The sequence below is a fragment of the Halomonas sp. KO116 genome (assembly GCF_000734975.2).
Taxonomy (GTDB): domain Bacteria; phylum Pseudomonadota; class Gammaproteobacteria; order Pseudomonadales; family Halomonadaceae; genus Vreelandella; species Vreelandella glaciei.
This window is the reverse complement of record NZ_CP011052.1, coordinates 2,028,232-2,044,963: the sequence shown is the minus strand read 5'-3', so window position 1 is coordinate 2,044,963 and position 16,732 is coordinate 2,028,232. Positions and strand designations below refer to the sequence as shown.

Genomic DNA, 16,732 nt, shown 5'->3' with positions numbered 1-16,732 from the left:
CATTTCAACGTTATACTGAGGATAATGAAGGCGCTAATGTGTGCGTTGTACGTTCTCCGTTATACGCTCACCCGCTTGCTCAGATACTTCTGGTTATTCAGGACGAATAGTAAGTCACCATGCAAAGCAAGTACAAAATACGCCTACTACGTGCCAATCTTTTAGCGGCAGCCGTTGCTTTGGCGCTATGGACGCCCTCTACGCCGCCCGCTGCAGCACTCGTGCTGTGGCTTTCAGTCGGCTGGCTATTTATTACCGCTCTAATGCTCGACTTCAGTCACCGACGCTCGCGAGGGTTGCCATGGCAGCTTGTGCCGGGCGTGCTGCTGGTCGCGTTAATTGCGGCTACTCCTGAACGGCACAGCATTTTGATTTGGGCCTGGGCCGCCATGCTGATGCTGCCACAAAATAATTGGGTGGCGGCGTTTCACCTCAGCGCCGCATTGGTTAGCTCTGTTCTGGTGGCGCCCCAACTGGAAAAGTCTGAATTTATTCTGCTGCTCTGCTGCCTGTTCGTGCTTGGCTTGCTGGCCCTCTCCAGAGCACAGCAGCTTATTGATATGAACGGCTCTATTCGCCAACGCTTACGCTTGATTCCAGGGCTCAATTTATGGGCCGGTGAACAATTACTGCGCGACATTGCCCGCGAACAAACGCGCTGTGAGCGTGAAGGCATTCATGCAGAAGTATTTATACTGCACGTCAAACGTCATCAACTTTGGCCAACCGCACAAAAACTGTGTGAATTAACGCATGATTTTGAAAACGTGTACCGTTTAAGCAGTACGACGCTGGTCACCCTGCTTCTCGCACGTTCACCGAAAGAAGCCACTCAACGACGCAGCTTGCTGCTCGCCGATTTACCCGACAATATCACGAGTGAATACCTTGAATTGATCGATATCGAACCGGCAACCCTATCGGTATGTGAGATGAGTAAGTTACCGGCTGAGCGAGCACGAGAGACGATATGACCGAGCACCATATTCCCAAGCGGTTGATGACGCTCGCCTACGCCGCCAGCATTGCGCTAATGGCGGGTTATGCGCTTTGGCTATATGCCATGGGTGACTACCGCGACCTGCTGATCCCTACGTTCATGACCCTGCTGCTCATGTCAGCGTTACTCATGCATATCGGGCAAGGGCTGAAAAGTTATCTGCCGCGCATCATATTGCTTTGCAGTACTTACTCGGTGGTACTTAGTGCTTTTTACTACCACCCTGGGGCATCGCCCATTTGGCTTGGCCTGCCCGTTACCGCCACTTTTTTATTGTTACCGTTGTGGGCTGCGTTACTGATCAATGTTGCTATTGGCCCCTTATGGTGGCTGCTTCCCTCCGTCGCCGCTGCGCCACCCGCGATTATTGTCGGCTATGCCGCCTTAACGCTGCTCCTTGCGCTACCTCGCTGGGAACACGCCCGTCGCCGTGCTTTACTTCGGGCGACTGACCCAAACGATAGCGACTGCAACGCCTATCACATTGATACGCTGAAAGAACGCTTAAATAGCGAATTCCAGCGTGCGGCCATGCTCAATCAACAGCTAGCGGTGCTAGTAGTGCACTTGCCGCAGCTGGATATGGCCGCAGAGCAATTTGGCCATCGCGCCCAGACGGCTCTATTAGGCGCACTATGTAGCGAAGTGAATAGCCGCTGCCGTGACCATGATGTCCTGGGTCGCGCCGATAACGCTACGTTTTGGCTGGTTCTGCCAGACACCAGTGAAAGCGGGGCACTATTGGTTCGCGAGCGCTTACAGCGAGCTCTTTCTGAGCGCGTGCTGGTGGAAACTGGCCAGCTTGAAGCACGTATTGCGGCCTGCTTACCCAGTCGAGCAGAAAGCTTTGAGCGCTATTTAAAGCGCCTGGAAGCACGCGGCGCGTCACTCTCCAACGTTTAATTTATTGTTAGCCCCCCTCATTTGTCGCCGGAGAAGTATGTGCCGCTAGCCGATATGCTCCTCTCATTAACGCCATCGCCCCTACTACTACTTTGCTTGGTGCTGGTCATTGCATTAGTGGAATCGCTTGCACTTGTGGGCTTGCTAGTACCTGGCGTGGTGTTAATTACCTCAACGGCTTCTATGGCAGGACATCAGGATATTACCTTGGCATGGCTGATTGGTGCGGCCTTTATCGGGGCTGTAATAGGTGACGGCATCAGCTTTTTGCTCGGCTACAGGCATCGCGAACACGTTACCCAGCGGTGGCCACTGTCTCAGCATCCCGAGTGGCTGGGAAGAGGGTCACGCTTCTTTGAGCGCTACGGTATATGGTCGGTTTTTATCGGCCGCTTTGTAGGCCCTGTAAGACCCATTATCCCTTTAGTGGCAGGCATGATGCGCATGCCGCCGCACACTTTTATTTGGGCCAACCTAACCTCGGCGGCCCTGTGGGCACCTGCTTATATTCTGCCCGGCTACTTACTAGGCCGCACTTGGCAGCACCATTTGAATCTACCTCCAGGCCTTGAAGCCGCTTTACTGATACTGGCCGTTATTGTTGTCGCTCTCGCGGTTATTTTTTCATGGGGCCGCCATCAAGCCACACGGCATGGGCGACTTTACCGGATGATCGCCGGTACTGCTCGCCAGCTGCCACTGCTACGGCGCCCCTGGCTTGCAATGAGCCAATCTGGAGATGTCCCATTAGCCTCCCTGCTACTGCTGGTCATAGCACTTGGTAGCCTCTCGGGCTGGACGCTAATGGTTATCGGCGAAAACGGCCCACTGGATATGGATATTTTTATTCATCGGCTGTTTACAGGGCTGCACGGCGATATTGTTTACAGCGTAGGGAATATTTTTGCAAAAATTGGCGACACCTTTGGCGTTATCGCGTTCGCACTGCCGTGGGCGGTGTGGTTACTGTTAGGCAAACGCTGGGATGCCCTACGGCACTGGGGCGGCGCCTTTGCAGGGGTCGCACTGCTTAACATTATTGGTAAAGGGTTGTTTGGACGTGCCCGCCCTGACACACCGGACTACCTGATGGGCTCTTTTTCCTACCCAAGCGCGCATACATCCACCGCTGTGGTGCTATTTGGTCTGACAGCAGCGTTTATTGCAGCCGAAATGCCTCGCCATAAGCGCTTTTTGGCCTATTGGTGTGCGCTTGCGCTTGCACTGCCTATGGCATTATCGAGACTGGTGGTGGGCGTGCACTGGTTTAGCGACCTGGTGGGAGGCGCGCTGTTAGGCTTAGTTGTCTGCGCACTAACCCTGCTGCATTGGCAGCAGCAGCCCCGGCCAAGCCTACGGCCATGCCCCTGGCCTCTACTCAGCGTGGCATCATTGGTACTTCTCAGCGCCCGCGTCGGGCTTTTGCCGCCGGTTTAAAGCACTAACACCGTTTTGTTCAACCAAGGGCAAGCCAGAGCCCAACCCCTATCATCAACGTGCCAGCGATTCGGTTAAGTAAGCGCACATTGCCGCTCTTGCCGAGCACATTACGTAGCGTTTTACCCCCAGTGGCATAGACCAGCATGCTAGCGAACTCAATAGTTAAAATGACCGCAATCAGCAGGCTGAGCTGGCCTGGCAATGGGCGATTACTGTCTAAAAAAGGTGGCAGCAGTACCATAAAAAACGCCCATCCCTTGGGGTTTGCTACCGCGGTCACAAAGCCTTGTGTCGCTAGCTGTAACCGACTGGCTGGTGGGCCAGTATCCAGCTCGCTAGGTATTGCCATTCGTCCGCGGGAACGCCACATCATAATGCCCAAATAGCCTAAATAGGCGCCGCCCACCCATTTGAACAGCACAAATAGTTCTGGCTGACGCAGCATTAGCGCCGCCACCCCAGCACCCGCCGCTGCCGCGACCAAACCGACGCCGAGCAGCTCGCCAATCATCATCCACAGCGTACGCTTAACGCCTTGAGTCATACCCAGCACCATAGCAAGAGTCATACACATGCCTGGGGTAAGCGAGACAAACAAAAACGTTGGTACAAAAACCGAGAGCGTCGCCCACGACATCATAGATTAGTTATCCTTAGTTGATGAGGGGTTAGCAGTGTTTTCTACCTCACCCCAGCGAGGCACCAGCGAATGCTCGATTCCCAGCTGGTTTAGGATACGCGCCACAATAAAATCGATTAGATCCTCAATACTTTGTGGGCGATGATAAAACCCCGGTGCCGCTGGTAAGATGACCACGCCCAGGCGGCTTAACGCCAGCATGTGCTCAAAATGAATGGGGGAAAACGGACTTTCACGAGGCACTAACACCAGCGTACGGCGCTCCTTAATCGCAACATCGGCCGCCCGCTCAATCAGATTATTGCTTGCTCCGGTGGCTACCGCCGACAGTGTTCCCGTTGAGCACGGGCACACCACCATTGCCGATGGCGCACCGGAGCCTGAAGCCACGGGCGCCATCCAATCTTCGCGCCCAAAGCAGCGAATCTGCCCCGGCTGGGCACCACTGCGCTCACTTAGCGCCTGAGCTAACCGCTGAGGCTGCGCTGGCAGTTCGATATCCGTTTCGGTGGCAATCACCATGTGTGCAGCTTTGGAAATCATCACCCACACTTCATGCCCCGCTGCGACCAGCACATCAATCAGACGTAGGCCGTACTGCGCCCCAGAGGCACCGGTAAGTGCGACGGTAACTGGCTTTTTGAATAGCGGTTCAGTTTGATTGGTCACACATGCCCCTCTTTTGCAGCAGCTTCATGGGCAGTCTTCAACGCGGCCAGCAAACGCTCATGCACGCCCTCAAAACCACCATTAGACATCACTACAATACGGTCCAATGGTGACGCTTGCGTGACCACCGCCGCCACCAATGTATCAATGTCATTATGCAGCTGCGCACGCGCCCCCTGAGTGGCTACTAGCTCCTCCATGGACCAATCCAGCCCAACGGGCTGAAACCAAAACACACTATCAGCATCAGCCACGCTCTCAACCAAACGTTCGCGCAGCGCGCCCAAGCGCATTGTATTGGAGCGCGGCTCAATCACTGCCAGCAGCCGCCCCTTGGTGGTCGCCGCGCGTAACCCTTTGAGCGTGGCGGCAATCGCCGTGGGGTGATGGGCAAAATCATCAATGACCTGAATACCATTGATTTCACCGCGCACTTCCTGCCGCCTTCTGGGGGTTTCAAAACGCGCCAGCGCTGCACAGCCACGGACTAAATCAACCCCACACACGTTGGCTGCCGCCAACGCTGCCAACGCATTACGAGCGTTATGCTCACCGGTAAGCGCCCATTCAACGACACCATCTTCGTCTTGGCCGCTTTTATCCTGGCCGGGCTCGCCACCACAATGAAGCACCTGGAAACGGCTGGCATCGTCACGCTCAAGGGTAAGCTGCCATTCACTCGTGGTTTGATCACCAAAATGGGCGACCGGGGTCCAAGCGCCCTGGGCAAGCACACGCTCTAGAGCGGGCTGCTCATCAGCCACTAAGAGTTGGCCTTGGCTTGGCACGGTACGCACTAAATGATGGAACTGGCGCTCAATCGCGGCCAGATCAGGGAATATATCCGCGTGATCAAACTCAAGGTTATTGAGTATCGCGATATGCGGGCGGTAATGAACGAACTTGGACCGCTTATCGAAGAAGGCCGTGTCGTACTCGTCAGCTTCCACTACAAACGGTGCCCGCGGATCGCCTAAACGCGCCGATACACCAAAATTACGAGGGACACCGCCGATCAAAAACCCTGGTGTTAATCCGCCGCTTTCCAATAACCACGCCAGTATGCTCGCAGTGGTCGTCTTTCCATGGGTACCTGCTACCGCAATCACTCGTCGACCAGGCAATACGTGCTCTGCCAACCACTGCGCGCCGGAGGTGTATGGCAGGCCACTATTAAGTAGTGCCTCCACCTCTTCATTACCGCGCGACATAGCGTTACCGACTACCACAAGGTCGGGCACAATACCCGGTGCTAGCGAGAGATTATCCGCGTGGTAACCCTCTTTCAAAATAATACCCGCATCAACCAATTGGGTACTCATGGGCGGATAGACATGCTGGTCAGAGCCACTTACCTGATGACCTAACTCACGCGCCAGCAGCGCTAGGCTTCCCATAAAGGTGCCGCAGATACCAATAATATGCAGATGCATGGCTTTCGCCCCGTTATTCGCCAATAAACTATTCGCAAAGACGTTTAATTAAAAAGCCAAAATATGGCGTAAAAATAGCCAAATAGCCTAGCATGCTGACTCAATTTGCTCATCTACTCATCACTATAAACTGCGATTAACGGGGTCAAAACACCCTTCAAGTGACAAATCCTTTTAGTTGTTGCAGGATGCGGCCACTGTTTATCAATGTTCACCATCACTCTCTTTCCACTCGGCACGCTGACATGAGCCTAATCATCAGCGAAAGGAGCCTTTAGATGCGCATTTTAATCCGCTATTTTTTTCGTGGCGTTCGCTTAGTGCTTGCCCCGTTTATGCTGATTTCTGAAAAGCTCTCTACGCCTAAGTCAGTTGAACGCTCGCCTGAAGAGCAAGCCACTATTGATCAGACATGCCAGCGGCTGGCCCTGTATCAATTTCGCACCTGCCCGTTTTGCATCAAGGTACGCAAAGAGATAGCGCGGTTGGGATTGAACATTGAACTGCGCGATGTCCAGCTTGACCCTGACCATAAGCAAGCGCTCTTGGAAGGCGGGGGAAAAGTTAAAGTGCCCTGCCTCAAAATTATCCATGATGATGGCCGGGAAGAGTGGATGTACGAATCTGACACAATCAATGCCTGGTTACATAAGCAGTTTGACTAACTAACTGCGTTACACCGTCATGTATTACCCGAAACGGGCAGATGTCGGTTTCGGGTATCAAAACTCGATTTTTTGCGCCTCCACATCAAACGCCACATCAATCTCAATGGTCTCTTCCTGACTCGGAGGCTCATCCAGCTGTATTTGTAGCGCCAGTACGCCCTGTATCTTGCCAGCCACGTGAACTCGTTGACTGGCCCGCTCATAGTGCGTCAGCGTTACTTCTACATCGCCCCCTTCAGAGGTGTAGAGCGGCGGTGAGGTCGAGTCCCCCAGCGGGTGTAACACCACGGCGCTGATCAGCTCCCCTTCGTTTATCGTCAGGCTAATAGACAGCGCTTCTTGAGTCTCCCAGGCCTCATCATCAACAAATCCCGTAATATCGATAGTGATATGGTCATCACTTGACTCAATAAATGATGCGTTTGAATCATTGCCATGGCTCAAAATAAACCATTCTCGTAATTCACCATCTAACAAGCCTTTGATCTGAGCCGCCGTTTCCGAGTTGGGTGGCAAATCATGCTCAGAGCCCTGCTCTGCATTGGTTCCAGGCGTTGGTTCAACGGCGACAGCTAGGGTAGGAAGGTACCAAGCCATGGCTGCGACTATGATTTTTTTCCACATACGGCTTCTCCGACTATTCTGGCGTATCTTTTTTCTTACTACTTTCGTCTAATGACAAGCACGTAATGTGCCGCTATTAGCCACGTCATGTAGCAGATGAATGATGCCTGTCATTATTTCGATTGTATGACGCAACAGGCAGTCTCTATGTTGTTAGCCTATGTTATTAAGATAGCTTACAAGCTGACCGTGTCTGTTTTACGGGTATTTCCGCTCTTTAGCGAGGGAAAGCATCTGTAAAACGAACAATAAACAATGACCCAAGGGAACAATTATGACGTTCAAGAAAACCCTACTGGCTTCTGTTATTGGTGCAGTGGTTGCAGGTACGACATTGCTGCCGATGACGGCAAGTGCTGAAACCCTCCGTATTGGTTACTCTGCCGACCCTGAAACGCTCGATTTACATGAACAACTCTCTGGCGGCGTGCTGCGTTTCTCTCACCTTGCGTTTGATCCTCTTGTTCGCTGGACCAAAGACTTCCAGTTTGAGCCGCGCTTAGCCACCGAGTGGGAATAAGTAGACGACACCACTATGCGCATGACGCTGCGTGAAGGCGTTACCTTCCACTCTGGTAACGAATTCACCGCTAAAGATGTGGTATGGACGATTGAACGTCTGAAAGAAAGCCCTGACTACCGCGCTATTTTTGAGCCGGTTGCCAGTGCCGAAGCGGTCGACGACTACACCGTTGAAATCGTTACCACTGAACCTTACCCGCTGTTGCTCAACCTGGCTACGTACATCTTCCCGATGGATAGCGAGTTCTATACGGGTGAAACCGACGACGGTAGCGACAAAGCTGAAATCGTTAAAGCGGGCAATTCCTTCGCTTCGCGCAACGTTTCAGGCACCGGCCCGTTCGTTGTGACTGACCGTCGGCAAGGCGTTCGGGTCGATTTCGAACGTTTCGAAGATTACTGGGATACTGAGAGCGAAGGCAACGTATCCAATATCGTCATGACGCCTATTGCTGAAAACGCCTCTCGCGTTGCGGCACTGCTTTCTGGCGGCGTTGACTTTATTGATGCCGTTCCGCCCAACGATTTAGACCGTGTCCGTGAAGCAGATGGCGTCAATCTGATTGAGATCGACGGTACCCGCATCATTGGCTTCCAAATGAACGAAGAGCGCGTAGAAGCCTTCCAAGACGCCCGCGTTCGCCAAGCGGTTGATCTGGCCATTAATCAGGAAGGCATTGCCGACCGGTTGATGCGTGGCTTCGCTAACCCGGCGGGTCAGTTCTCGCCAGAGGGTTACTCAGGCCACAATCCTGACTTAACGCCACGCTACGATATCGAACGTGCCAAAGAGTTAATGGCGGAAGCAGGTTATGAAGGGGGCTTCAGCGTTGAGATGATCGCCCCCAATAACCGCTACGTGAACGATGCCCAGATCGCTCAGGCAGTCGCCAACATGCTGGCGCAAATCAACATTGACGTTGATCTACGCACCATGCCGCTCGCCCAGTACTGGCCTGAATACGATACCCGTGAATCCGATATGGCAATGATCGGCTGGCACGCCGATACGGAAGACAGCGCCAACTTCTTCCAATACCTCTCTTTCTGTATCGATGAAGAAACCGGCGCGGGTCAGTACAACTACGGCAGCTACTGCAACGAAGAGATTGATGCATTGGTCACCGAAGCGGATAGCGAAACGGATCTGGAAAAACGCAACGAAATGCTGCGTGAAGCCGAAGCCATGCTTTACGAAGACGTTGGCTTCATCATGCTTCACTGGCAGAACCTTGCCTATGCCGCGGCGGATGGTGTTGAGGTTGAGCCGGTAGTGAACGCTATCGACTTCCCTTACCTAGGTGACTTGGTCGTTAAAAGCAGCGACGACTAATCATTTCCATCGCTCACTAGTTGCATAGCGCTAAAAGAGTCACTGCACTATTAACTGCCAGTATGCTTCGCTCCCTAAACATTTAGGGAGCGAAGCCTTTTGTTTGGCAGTTCGAACCTGCAAGCACTTTGAATAACCATGCCCCTACTCTCTTTGATGAACCCTTCACATAGGTGGCGTACGCCATGATTGCCTTTTTAATCAAGCGGCTGATGCACGCGATTTTGGTGATGTTTGTCATCAGCGTGCTGGCCTTCGCCATTCAGGACAACCTGGGTGACCCCGTACAGCAGATGGTCGGCCAGTCAGTGCCGGAAAGCGAACGCGAAGAAATTCGTGAGCGCTTAGGCCTGAATGACCCCTTCCTGGTGCAATACGCGCGCTTCGCTAAAAATGCCGTTCAAGGTGATTTTGGCTACTCCTACTTTTACCGCGAACCAGCATTAGAAGTTATCGCCCGTCACTTACCCGCCACCTTGGAGCTGGTATTTGCGTCGACGCTGATAATTGTGCTGTTTTCAGTCCCTATCGGGGTATATAGCGCCATTAAGCCGCGATCACCGATATCGCGCTTATTTATGGGAGTATCGATCATCGGTATTTCAATCCCCGTGTTTCTTACCGCGATCGTGCTTATTCAAATTTTCGCGATTGGCGTTACCGTAACGCTATTCCCAGAAAGTACCGGCTGGGGCGCCTGGCTGAATGACTTCTTCTCTACCGAAGGCAATATGCCCTCCTTTGGCCGAGGCTATGATCTGGTGAATGTGGTGGGTGACTGGGACACCAATTTAGCCACCTGGAACGGCTTACAGCATCTAGTATTACCGGCCGTCTCCTTGGCCTCTATCATGCTGCCGTTGTTTATTCGCCTTATCCGCGCCGAAATGATGGAAGTCCTGCAGTCGGAGTACGTTAAATACGCCCGCGCCAAGGGTATCTCTATGCGCCGCGTGTATTTTGTTCACGCGCTTAAAAACACCATGCTACCGGTGATTACCGTTGGTGGTGTTCAGATCGGCACCATGGTGGCCTATACCATCCTGACCGAGACCGTTTTCCAATGGCCGGGCATGGGCCTGATGTTTTTGGATGCGATCAACCGCGCTGATATTCCGCTAATCGTGACCTACCTGATGATTGTCGGCGTTATTTTTGTCGTCACCAATACGATTGTGGATCTGATCTACGGTCTAGTGAACCCCACCGTTAAACTGACTGGGAAGCCCGCATGAGCACCACACGTAATTCTTCACAAGCGAGCGCTTCACCCGGCCGCTGGGAGCGCATGCGTGACTCCTATATGTGGTACAGCTTCAAGCGTGACCGCACCGCACAGCTCTGCCTGGCCGTGTTTATTTGTATGGTTATCGCCGCCTTTGCTTCACCGCTGTTGGCGCCGACGGACCCTTACGACCTTGCTCAGATCGATATTATGGCTTCAGAGCTGCCGCCCTTCTGGATTGAGGGGGCCGATGAGCGCTACTCCTTAGGCACCGACGCCCAGGGCCGCGATTTATGGTCAATTGTGCTGTACGGCACACGCGTTTCACTGCTAATCGGCTTTGGCGCGGTCATTTTGCAAGCGCTGCTAGGGGTCACTTTCGGCCTAATGGCGGGCTATCTTGGCGGGCGTATCGACACCCTCTTGATGCGGCTGGCGGATATTCAGCTCTCCTTCTCGACGTTAATGGTCGCGATAGTGGTAGGCGCCTTGGTTAAAGCGACCATGGGCAGCGCCTTCTATAGCCAATACGCAGTGATGATGCTGATCCTGATTATCGGCCTGGCCGAATGGCCGCAGTATGCCCGCACCGTGCGCGCCTCAGTGTTGGCAGAGAAAAACAAAGAGTACGTAGATGCTGCCCGCGTAATGGGGCTGCGCAGCAAGCGGATTATGTTCCGCCACGTGCTGCCCAACACCATGTCGCCGATCTTCGTTATTTCGACCGTACAGATTGCCAATGCGATTATTTCTGAAGCGGCGCTGTCGTTTCTAGGGCTGGGCATGCCGGAAACGCACCCCTCATTGGGCTCGTTGATTAAATCAGGCTTTGACTATATCCAGTCCGGCTCCTGGTGGATCACACTCATTCCTGGTGCGGTACTGGTCGTGCTGGTGCTGTCGATCAATCTACTCGGTGATTGGCTGCGTGATGTCATGAACCCACGACTCTACAAAGGCTGAGGACACCATGGCACTACTTGAAGTCAATAATCTTGATGTCCGCTTTGCGCTGCGCCAGGGTGAAGTCCACGCCTTGCGGGACATTAGTTTCAGCCTTGAGCGCGGTGAGCGTTTGGGCATTGTCGGTGAATCTGGCGCAGGTAAATCCGTTGCGGCTTTTTCGCTGCTTAACTTAATTTCCAAGCCAGGCTTTATTGCCGGCGGCACCGTCAACTTTGACGGCCAAGTGCTCAACCATATGTCTGAGCGCGGCCTGCGTAAAGTGCGCGGCAACCGTGTTTCAATGATCTTCCAAGACCCAATGATGACGCTTAATCCGGTGCTTTCTATTGGCGAGCAGATGGTCGAGTGTTTGAAAGCACACCGGCGCATCTCCTCTAAAGAAGCCCGCGCAATCGCCTTGGATAAGCTGCAACAGGTGCAAATTCCCTCACCGGAAACGCGTTTGGATCAGTACCCTCACGAGCTATCCGGCGGTATGCGCCAGCGGATTATTATCGCCATTGCGCTGCTGCTCGATCCTGACATCATTATCGCCGACGAGCCCACTACGGCGCTTGACGTGACCATTCAAGCCGAGATCATGGCGCTGCTGCTTGATCTCTGCGAGCAGCACAATGTGGGGCTTATTCTGATCACCCACGACCTGGGCGTGGTCAGCCAGGTCACCCAGCGCATGCTGGTCATGTACGCTGGACGCGTCATTGAGCAAGGGCCGACACGGGAAATCATTAATGACCCGCAACACCCCTATACCCAAGGGCTAATCAACGCCTTGCCACAGATGGCAACGCCGGGTGAAAAGCTCAACCAGATTCGTGGCAGTATGCCATCGCTTTCTAACCTGCCAAGCGGCTGCGCGTTTCACCCACGCTGCGATTTTATCAATCGCGTCGATGGTCAGCCCCGCCCCGCCTGCACCCAGCAAGTGCCCGAATTTGTCGAGTCCGGCAATTGCCGCGTGGCGTGCCATATGGTGGCTGAAATGCTTGAAGATCGCCGTTTGAAGGAGGAAACCTCATGAATGCGCACGCTGAGGCCATGACGGAAAACCCTATGCCCACTCCTCGTCAGAACGAAGAGAGTGCTGATTCGTTGCTGCAGATCCGCGATTTGAAAAAGCGCTTCTCCCTCTCGGGTGATTTCCTTGATCAACTGCGCTTCAAGGGCGGCAAGCTGGTACGGCATCAAGAGTATGTCCATGCTATTAACGGCGTGAATCTGGATATCAAACGCGGTGAAGCACTGTGTGTGGTGGGCGAATCCGGCTGCGGTAAGTCCACCGTGGCGCGTACGGTGATGGGGCTTTTGACACCCTCTGAAGGCGAGATTCGCTACGATGGCCAACGTATCGATAATTTAAGCTCGCGTCAGTTGCTGCCGTATCGCAAGCGTATGCAGATGATTTTCCAGAACCCTTATGCATCGCTTAACCCGCGCATGACTATTCAGCAAACCTTGGAAGAGCCGCTGCGCCTGCACCACCCTGACTGGAAGCGGCCAAAAATTCTCGAAAAAGTTGAAGAAGTGATGCACTCAGTGGGTATTGATCCCGACTGGGGCAAGCGTTTTGGCCACGAGTTCTCGGGTGGTCAACGTCAGCGTATCGCGATTGCCCGTGCCCTGGCCGTGGACCCTGAATTCATCGTCGCCGATGAGCCTATTTCTGCCCTCGACGTTTCGATTCAAGCCCAGGTGCTCAACCTGCTGATGGAAGCCCAGCAAGAGCGCAACCTGACCTATCTGTTCATCACTCACGATTTAGCCGTGGTCGAGCATTTTGGCACCCGTGTGGCGGTGATGTACTTGGGTACAGTGTGTGAAATTGCCACGACGGCCACGCTGTTTGAAAAGCCGCGCCACCCTTACACCCAGGCGCTGCTCTCGGCGATCCCGCGCTTAAAGGATGACCGCCCTCAGCATATTCGCTTATCCGGTGAAGTGCCGACCCCGGTTAATTTGCCCAGCGGCTGCGTGTTTCATGGTCGCTGCCCGCATGCAAATGCACGCTGTAAGCAAGAGATCCCCCTTTTGCAAACACAGGATGACGGAACCCGTGTCGCATGCCACGCTGTTGAAGAGGGGCGCCTATGAGTAGGCTCCCCGTTAATATACAGCGAGCCAAGGCGCTGAGAGGTAGAGCATGGAAATTCGCTGGCTAGAAGATTTTATTGCCCTGGCCAGAACGCGGCACTTCTCCCGCGCAGCAGATGATCAACACGTTACCCAGCCCACCTTCTCCCGGCGGATTAAGTTGCTTGAAGAGGAGATGGGCGTAACGCTGATTAATCGTCAAACGCTACCCCTCTCGCTCACGCCCGCTGGTGAGGAGTTTTTAACCCTGTGTGAACAGGTGACCGAACGAGTGCGGCTTACGCGAGACCGGGTGCGTGAAATCAATGCTGGCCAGCAGCGGCGTATTATGGTGGCGGCGCCGCAGAGCCTATTACCGCATTTTTTGCCTGAATGGCTTGCCTCTACAGGCTGGCAAGACCGCGTACAGCCCTATTTGCGGGCTACCGGCTGGGTAGCTAACGACTATTTTCAAGCGTTAGCGCGGGCCGAGTGCGACCTTGCCATCTGCTACTGGCCAATTGGGCGCTGCGATCTGGATATTGATACCAGTGCCTGCACCTACCGGGTAATCGGTCATGAAAGGCTGATTCCGGTGACTGGGTTAAATGCAGAGGGAGAGCCTTGTGCGTTGCTACCAGGGTCGCGCCATCAACCTGCACCTTGGCTTGCTTACCCAAAGCGCGGCTTGCTTGGCTCAGCGGTTAAAGCCCATTTGGCTAGGTTGCCACAGAGCACTTACTTAACGGCGCAGAGTGAAAATCTCTACGCGGCGGGCATTAAAGAGCTGGTGCTGCTTGGCTACGGCATGAGCTGGTTGCCTGAGCGCAACGTGGCCGCAGAGCTTGCTCAAGGTACGCTGGTAAGAGCAGGCGATAGCCGTTGGGATGTGCCGATGGAGCTACGGCTCTATCGCCATCAAAGCCACCACCACGCTGAACTCGACGGTTTCTGGAGTGAACTCGTCACTCCACGCACTTGAAGCCGTCTTTGAGAAAGCTTAATTGAGAAAGGACACGGTTTGCATGTCGAGCACTCTTTTTAACTTGCAACTCGATCACATAGCCCACCTTCAGCGCGCCTATGCGTCGATGTTGACCGAACATGGATTTGATAGCCTAGCGATTTACAGTGGTCATGCCAGCATGCATTTTGCTGATGATCATACGCCCCCCTTTCAGACTTACGGCCATTTCATGCACTGGGTGGGCTTAGCCGATGTACAGCATAGCTGGCTGATTATTCAGCCAGAAAAGCGCCCACAGCTATACTTGTATGCGCCCGCCGATTTTTGGCATTTACCCACTCATCTTCCCGAAGAACCTTGGGTGGCCGCCTTCGATGTTCACTTTTGCAACGACAAAATCACGCCACCCTTGATCGGTAATGCTGCCATTATCGGCGATACTGACCAACTCGAAGCCAGTCATCAGCAGACGATGCAAGCCGAACGTCAGCCTGAGCAGCTGGTGAATTCACTGGATGAATTACGGCTATTTAAAACGCCCTATGAGATCGCCTGTATCCGTGAAGCCAACCGCCTAGCGATAGCGGGCCATCAAGCAGCGCAAGCAGCGTTTATTGGCGCCTCCGGTGAATTGGATATTCAATTGGCTTACTTAGGTGCCAGTCGTCAGCGCGAATCGAACGTACCTTACCAAAATATCATCGGTTTGAATGAGCACGCGGGTGTATTGCACTACCAGCATTACGACCTGAACGCGCCTAAACGGCGTTACAGCCTGCTAGTAGATGCTGGTCGACGGTTTCGTGGTTACTGCGCTGATATTACTCGCGCCTACGCTGGCCCCGATGCCCCCGTTGCGTTTGGCGAACTGATCACAGCCATGCATGATTTAAAAGATGAGCTTGTGAAAGGCGTTGCACCAGGCGTTAGCTTTATTGCCCTACATGAGCAAATGCATCAACAGCTAGCTGAGATATTGGTGGCCCACGGTTTATTCAAAGGCACCGCAGATCAAGCGGTTGCCGAGGGCGTTACGCGGCTATTCTGCCCTCATGGACTGGGCCACTCGCTGGGCCTTCAAGTGCATGATGTTGCCGGGTTACGTCACTCGGATGGGACACCCGCCCCTGCGCCAGAGCAGCACCCAGCGCTACGGCTTACGCGCACTCTGCGCCCTGGCATGGTCGTTACCATTGAACCCGGGCTCTATTTTATCGCCATGCTGCTCGACCCGTTGCGCAACACCTCACTGCCCGTTAACTGGCGGCTGGTCGACCAACTCTCATCCTGTGGCGGTATTCGTATCGAAGATAACGTAGCAGTGACAGAGAGCGGTTTTGATAACTTAACGCCATAAGCCCTCTATAACTTTTTTTGCATCGTCTTGCTAATCGCCTCTCTACAACGCACTACGCCCGGCTCAAAGCCGGGCGTAGTGCTATTTCAGAAGGCTTAGCAAAGCTAAAATCTAGGCAAAGCTAAAATCTAGGTAAAGCTTAGAAGCGGTAAGTAACACCACCGCCAATGGTGACGGGTTCGATGTCAACTTCACCACCGACGTTGATATCTGCGTTCACGTCAGCGTAGCTTGCGTAACCATTGAGCATAATATTATCAGTCACGGCCAGATCAACCCCTACTTGCCCAATAGCGCCGTAGCTTTCATCAACGTTCACACCACTCGGCTCGCCAGAGAAGCGTGTGTAGTTAAGGCCAGCACCAACGTAAGGCTGTACACGTGAATCCAAGCCACCCATCGGGTAGTAATTCACAAGTAGATTAACAGGCAGACGATCAACACTACCCACATCGCCTAAAGCAGAGGTGTTCAGATCGTGCTCGAACTTCTCAGAGCTGTTGAGTTCAACGCCAACCTTATCAGTAAACAGGTAACCTGCACCAAAGGTGAAGCCGCGAGCGCTCTGCACGTTCAGTGAATCACCATTCAGATTGCCATTACCTGACCCCGTATCCGTTTGGGCAACACCACCACGAACGAATACATCGCCAGCGTTATAAGCGAGAGCCGCTTGGCTTGCCAGTGCGAAACCGGCAGCGATTACAGCAGCAGAAATCAGTTTCATATTACTCATAAGGGTCGTCCTCTATGCAGCGCGCAGTTCCTTGCGCTTGCGGATTGCGGTAGTTGCTATCCAACTTTCCTATACAGAGTGTAGTATACGAACACTGTTTCCAAATGTCTTGTGAAATATTGTTATAAGAAAGTGCGCCCTGATAGTTTTTCTATTTATAAAACTCGGTCATAAAGCTC

15 protein-coding genes and 1 pseudogene are annotated in these 16,732 nt (G+C 53.4%); 11 read left to right on the top strand and 5 right to left on the bottom strand.

Annotated features, from left to right (window positions below):
- Positions 1-119: 119 nt before the first annotated feature.
- The 3 genes from KO116_RS09455 to KO116_RS09445 are packed head-to-tail and all read left to right on the top strand — an operon-like array spanning position 120 to position 3,340.
- A complete protein-coding gene (locus KO116_RS09455; RefSeq protein WP_035557214.1) occupies positions 120-974 on the top strand; it encodes a hypothetical protein in 855 nt (284 codons plus the stop codon).
- Complete coding sequence (locus KO116_RS09450; protein WP_008956618.1) at positions 971-1,903, top strand: diguanylate cyclase domain-containing protein; 933 nt, start codon at positions 971-973, stop codon at positions 1,901-1,903. Before KO116_RS09455 ends, KO116_RS09450 begins: the two co-directional genes overlap by 4 nt.
- A gap of 39 nt (positions 1,904-1,942) precedes the next feature.
- A complete protein-coding gene (locus KO116_RS09445) occupies positions 1,943-3,340 on the top strand; it encodes a bifunctional DedA family/phosphatase PAP2 family protein (RefSeq protein ID WP_035557212.1) in 1,398 nt (465 codons plus the stop codon).
- Positions 3,341-3,359: 19 nt separating this feature from the next.
- On the opposite strand, the gene KO116_RS09440 is transcribed toward KO116_RS09445, so the two are convergent.
- The 3 genes from KO116_RS09440 to mpl are packed head-to-tail and all read right to left on the bottom strand — an operon-like array spanning position 3,360 to position 6,085.
- Positions 3,360-3,983 (bottom strand): LysE family translocator, encoded by a 624-nt coding sequence (locus tag KO116_RS09440; protein WP_200897142.1) that lies wholly within the window; start codon positions 3,981-3,983, stop codon positions 3,360-3,362.
- Between the two features lie 3 nt (positions 3,984-3,986).
- Entirely contained in the window at positions 3,987-4,652 is a 666-nt protein-coding gene (locus tag KO116_RS09435; RefSeq protein ID WP_035557210.1) for a flavin prenyltransferase UbiX, read from the bottom strand.
- Entirely contained in the window at positions 4,649-6,085 is a 1,437-nt protein-coding gene (gene mpl / locus KO116_RS09430) for a UDP-N-acetylmuramate:L-alanyl-gamma-D-glutamyl-meso-diaminopimelate ligase (RefSeq protein WP_035557208.1), read from the bottom strand. Before mpl ends, KO116_RS09435 begins: the two co-directional genes overlap by 4 nt.
- Positions 6,086-6,363: 278 nt before the next feature.
- Here mpl and KO116_RS09425 point away from each other — a divergent pair, with 278 nt between their 5' ends.
- Positions 6,364-6,750, top strand: a complete 387-nt coding sequence (locus tag KO116_RS09425) for a glutaredoxin family protein (RefSeq protein WP_008956417.1) — start codon at positions 6,364-6,366, stop codon at positions 6,748-6,750.
- 57 nt (positions 6,751-6,807) lie between these two features.
- Here the strand turns inward: KO116_RS09425 and KO116_RS09420 are convergent, their stop codons facing one another.
- Positions 6,808-7,377 carry a hypothetical protein gene (locus KO116_RS09420; RefSeq protein WP_035557206.1) on the bottom strand — a complete coding sequence of 190 codons (570 nt, stop codon included), beginning with the start codon at positions 7,375-7,377 and terminating at the stop codon, positions 6,808-6,810.
- Between the two features lie 274 nt (positions 7,378-7,651).
- Between KO116_RS09420 and KO116_RS09415 the strand changes: the two are divergent.
- The 7 genes and pseudogenes from KO116_RS09415 (at position 7,652) to pepQ (ending at position 15,817) form a co-directional block, all read left to right on the top strand.
- Positions 7,652-9,232, top strand: a pseudogene (locus KO116_RS09415) (ABC transporter substrate-binding protein).
- Between the two features lie 185 nt (positions 9,233-9,417).
- On the top strand, positions 9,418-10,467 hold the full coding sequence (locus tag KO116_RS09410) for an ABC transporter permease (RefSeq protein ID WP_035557203.1): 1,050 nt from the start codon (positions 9,418-9,420) through the stop codon (positions 10,465-10,467).
- On the top strand, positions 10,464-11,420 hold the full coding sequence (locus KO116_RS09405) for an ABC transporter permease (protein WP_035557198.1): 957 nt from the start codon (positions 10,464-10,466) through the stop codon (positions 11,418-11,420). Before KO116_RS09410 ends, KO116_RS09405 begins: the two co-directional genes overlap by 4 nt.
- Before the next feature lie 7 nt (positions 11,421-11,427).
- Positions 11,428-12,444 carry an ABC transporter ATP-binding protein gene (locus KO116_RS09400; protein WP_035557195.1) on the top strand — a complete coding sequence of 339 codons (1,017 nt, stop codon included), beginning with the start codon at positions 11,428-11,430 and terminating at the stop codon, positions 12,442-12,444.
- Entirely contained in the window at positions 12,441-13,514 is a 1,074-nt protein-coding gene (locus tag KO116_RS09395) for an ABC transporter ATP-binding protein (protein ID WP_035557192.1), read from the top strand. The genes KO116_RS09400 and KO116_RS09395 overlap by 4 nt, the downstream gene beginning before the upstream one ends.
- Before the next feature lie 49 nt (positions 13,515-13,563).
- Positions 13,564-14,475, top strand: coding sequence for a LysR family transcriptional regulator (locus KO116_RS09390; RefSeq protein WP_035557189.1), 912 nt, complete (start codon positions 13,564-13,566; stop codon positions 14,473-14,475).
- A gap of 43 nt (positions 14,476-14,518) precedes the next feature.
- Entirely contained in the window at positions 14,519-15,817 is a 1,299-nt protein-coding gene (pepQ, locus tag KO116_RS09385; RefSeq protein WP_035557187.1) for a Xaa-Pro dipeptidase, read from the top strand.
- Between the two features lie 139 nt (positions 15,818-15,956).
- On the opposite strand, the gene KO116_RS09380 is transcribed toward pepQ, so the two are convergent.
- Positions 15,957-16,553, bottom strand: a complete 597-nt coding sequence (locus KO116_RS09380; protein ID WP_008956408.1) for an OmpW/AlkL family protein — start codon at positions 16,551-16,553, stop codon at positions 15,957-15,959.
- Between the last annotated feature and the right edge of the window lie 179 nt (positions 16,554-16,732).

Coding starts and splice junctions, on each gene's coding strand:
- KO116_RS09455 (WP_035557214.1), top strand. CDS start 120: ATGCAAAGCAAGTACAAAATACGCCTACTACGTGCCAATCTTTTAGCG.
- KO116_RS09450 (WP_008956618.1), top strand. CDS start 971: ATGACCGAGCACCATATTCCCAAGCGGTTGATGACGCTCGCCTACGCC.
- KO116_RS09440 (WP_200897142.1), bottom strand. CDS start 3,983: ATGATGTCGTGGGCGACGCTCTCGGTTTTTGTACCAACGTTTTTGTTT.
- mpl (WP_035557208.1), bottom strand. CDS start 6,085: ATGCATCTGCATATTATTGGTATCTGCGGCACCTTTATGGGAAGCCTA.
- KO116_RS09425 (WP_008956417.1), top strand. CDS start 6,364: ATGCGCATTTTAATCCGCTATTTTTTTCGTGGCGTTCGCTTAGTGCTT.
- KO116_RS09420 (WP_035557206.1), bottom strand. CDS start 7,377: ATGTGGAAAAAAATCATAGTCGCAGCCATGGCTTGGTACCTTCCTACC.
- KO116_RS09410 (WP_035557203.1), top strand. CDS start 9,418: ATGATTGCCTTTTTAATCAAGCGGCTGATGCACGCGATTTTGGTGATG.
- KO116_RS09405 (WP_035557198.1), top strand. CDS start 10,464: ATGAGCACCACACGTAATTCTTCACAAGCGAGCGCTTCACCCGGCCGC.
- KO116_RS09400 (WP_035557195.1), top strand. CDS start 11,428: ATGGCACTACTTGAAGTCAATAATCTTGATGTCCGCTTTGCGCTGCGC.
- KO116_RS09395 (WP_035557192.1), top strand. CDS start 12,441: ATGAATGCGCACGCTGAGGCCATGACGGAAAACCCTATGCCCACTCCT.
- KO116_RS09390 (WP_035557189.1), top strand. CDS start 13,564: ATGGAAATTCGCTGGCTAGAAGATTTTATTGCCCTGGCCAGAACGCGG.
- pepQ (WP_035557187.1), top strand. CDS start 14,519: ATGTCGAGCACTCTTTTTAACTTGCAACTCGATCACATAGCCCACCTT.
- KO116_RS09380 (WP_008956408.1), bottom strand. CDS start 16,553: ATGAGTAATATGAAACTGATTTCTGCTGCTGTAATCGCTGCCGGTTTC.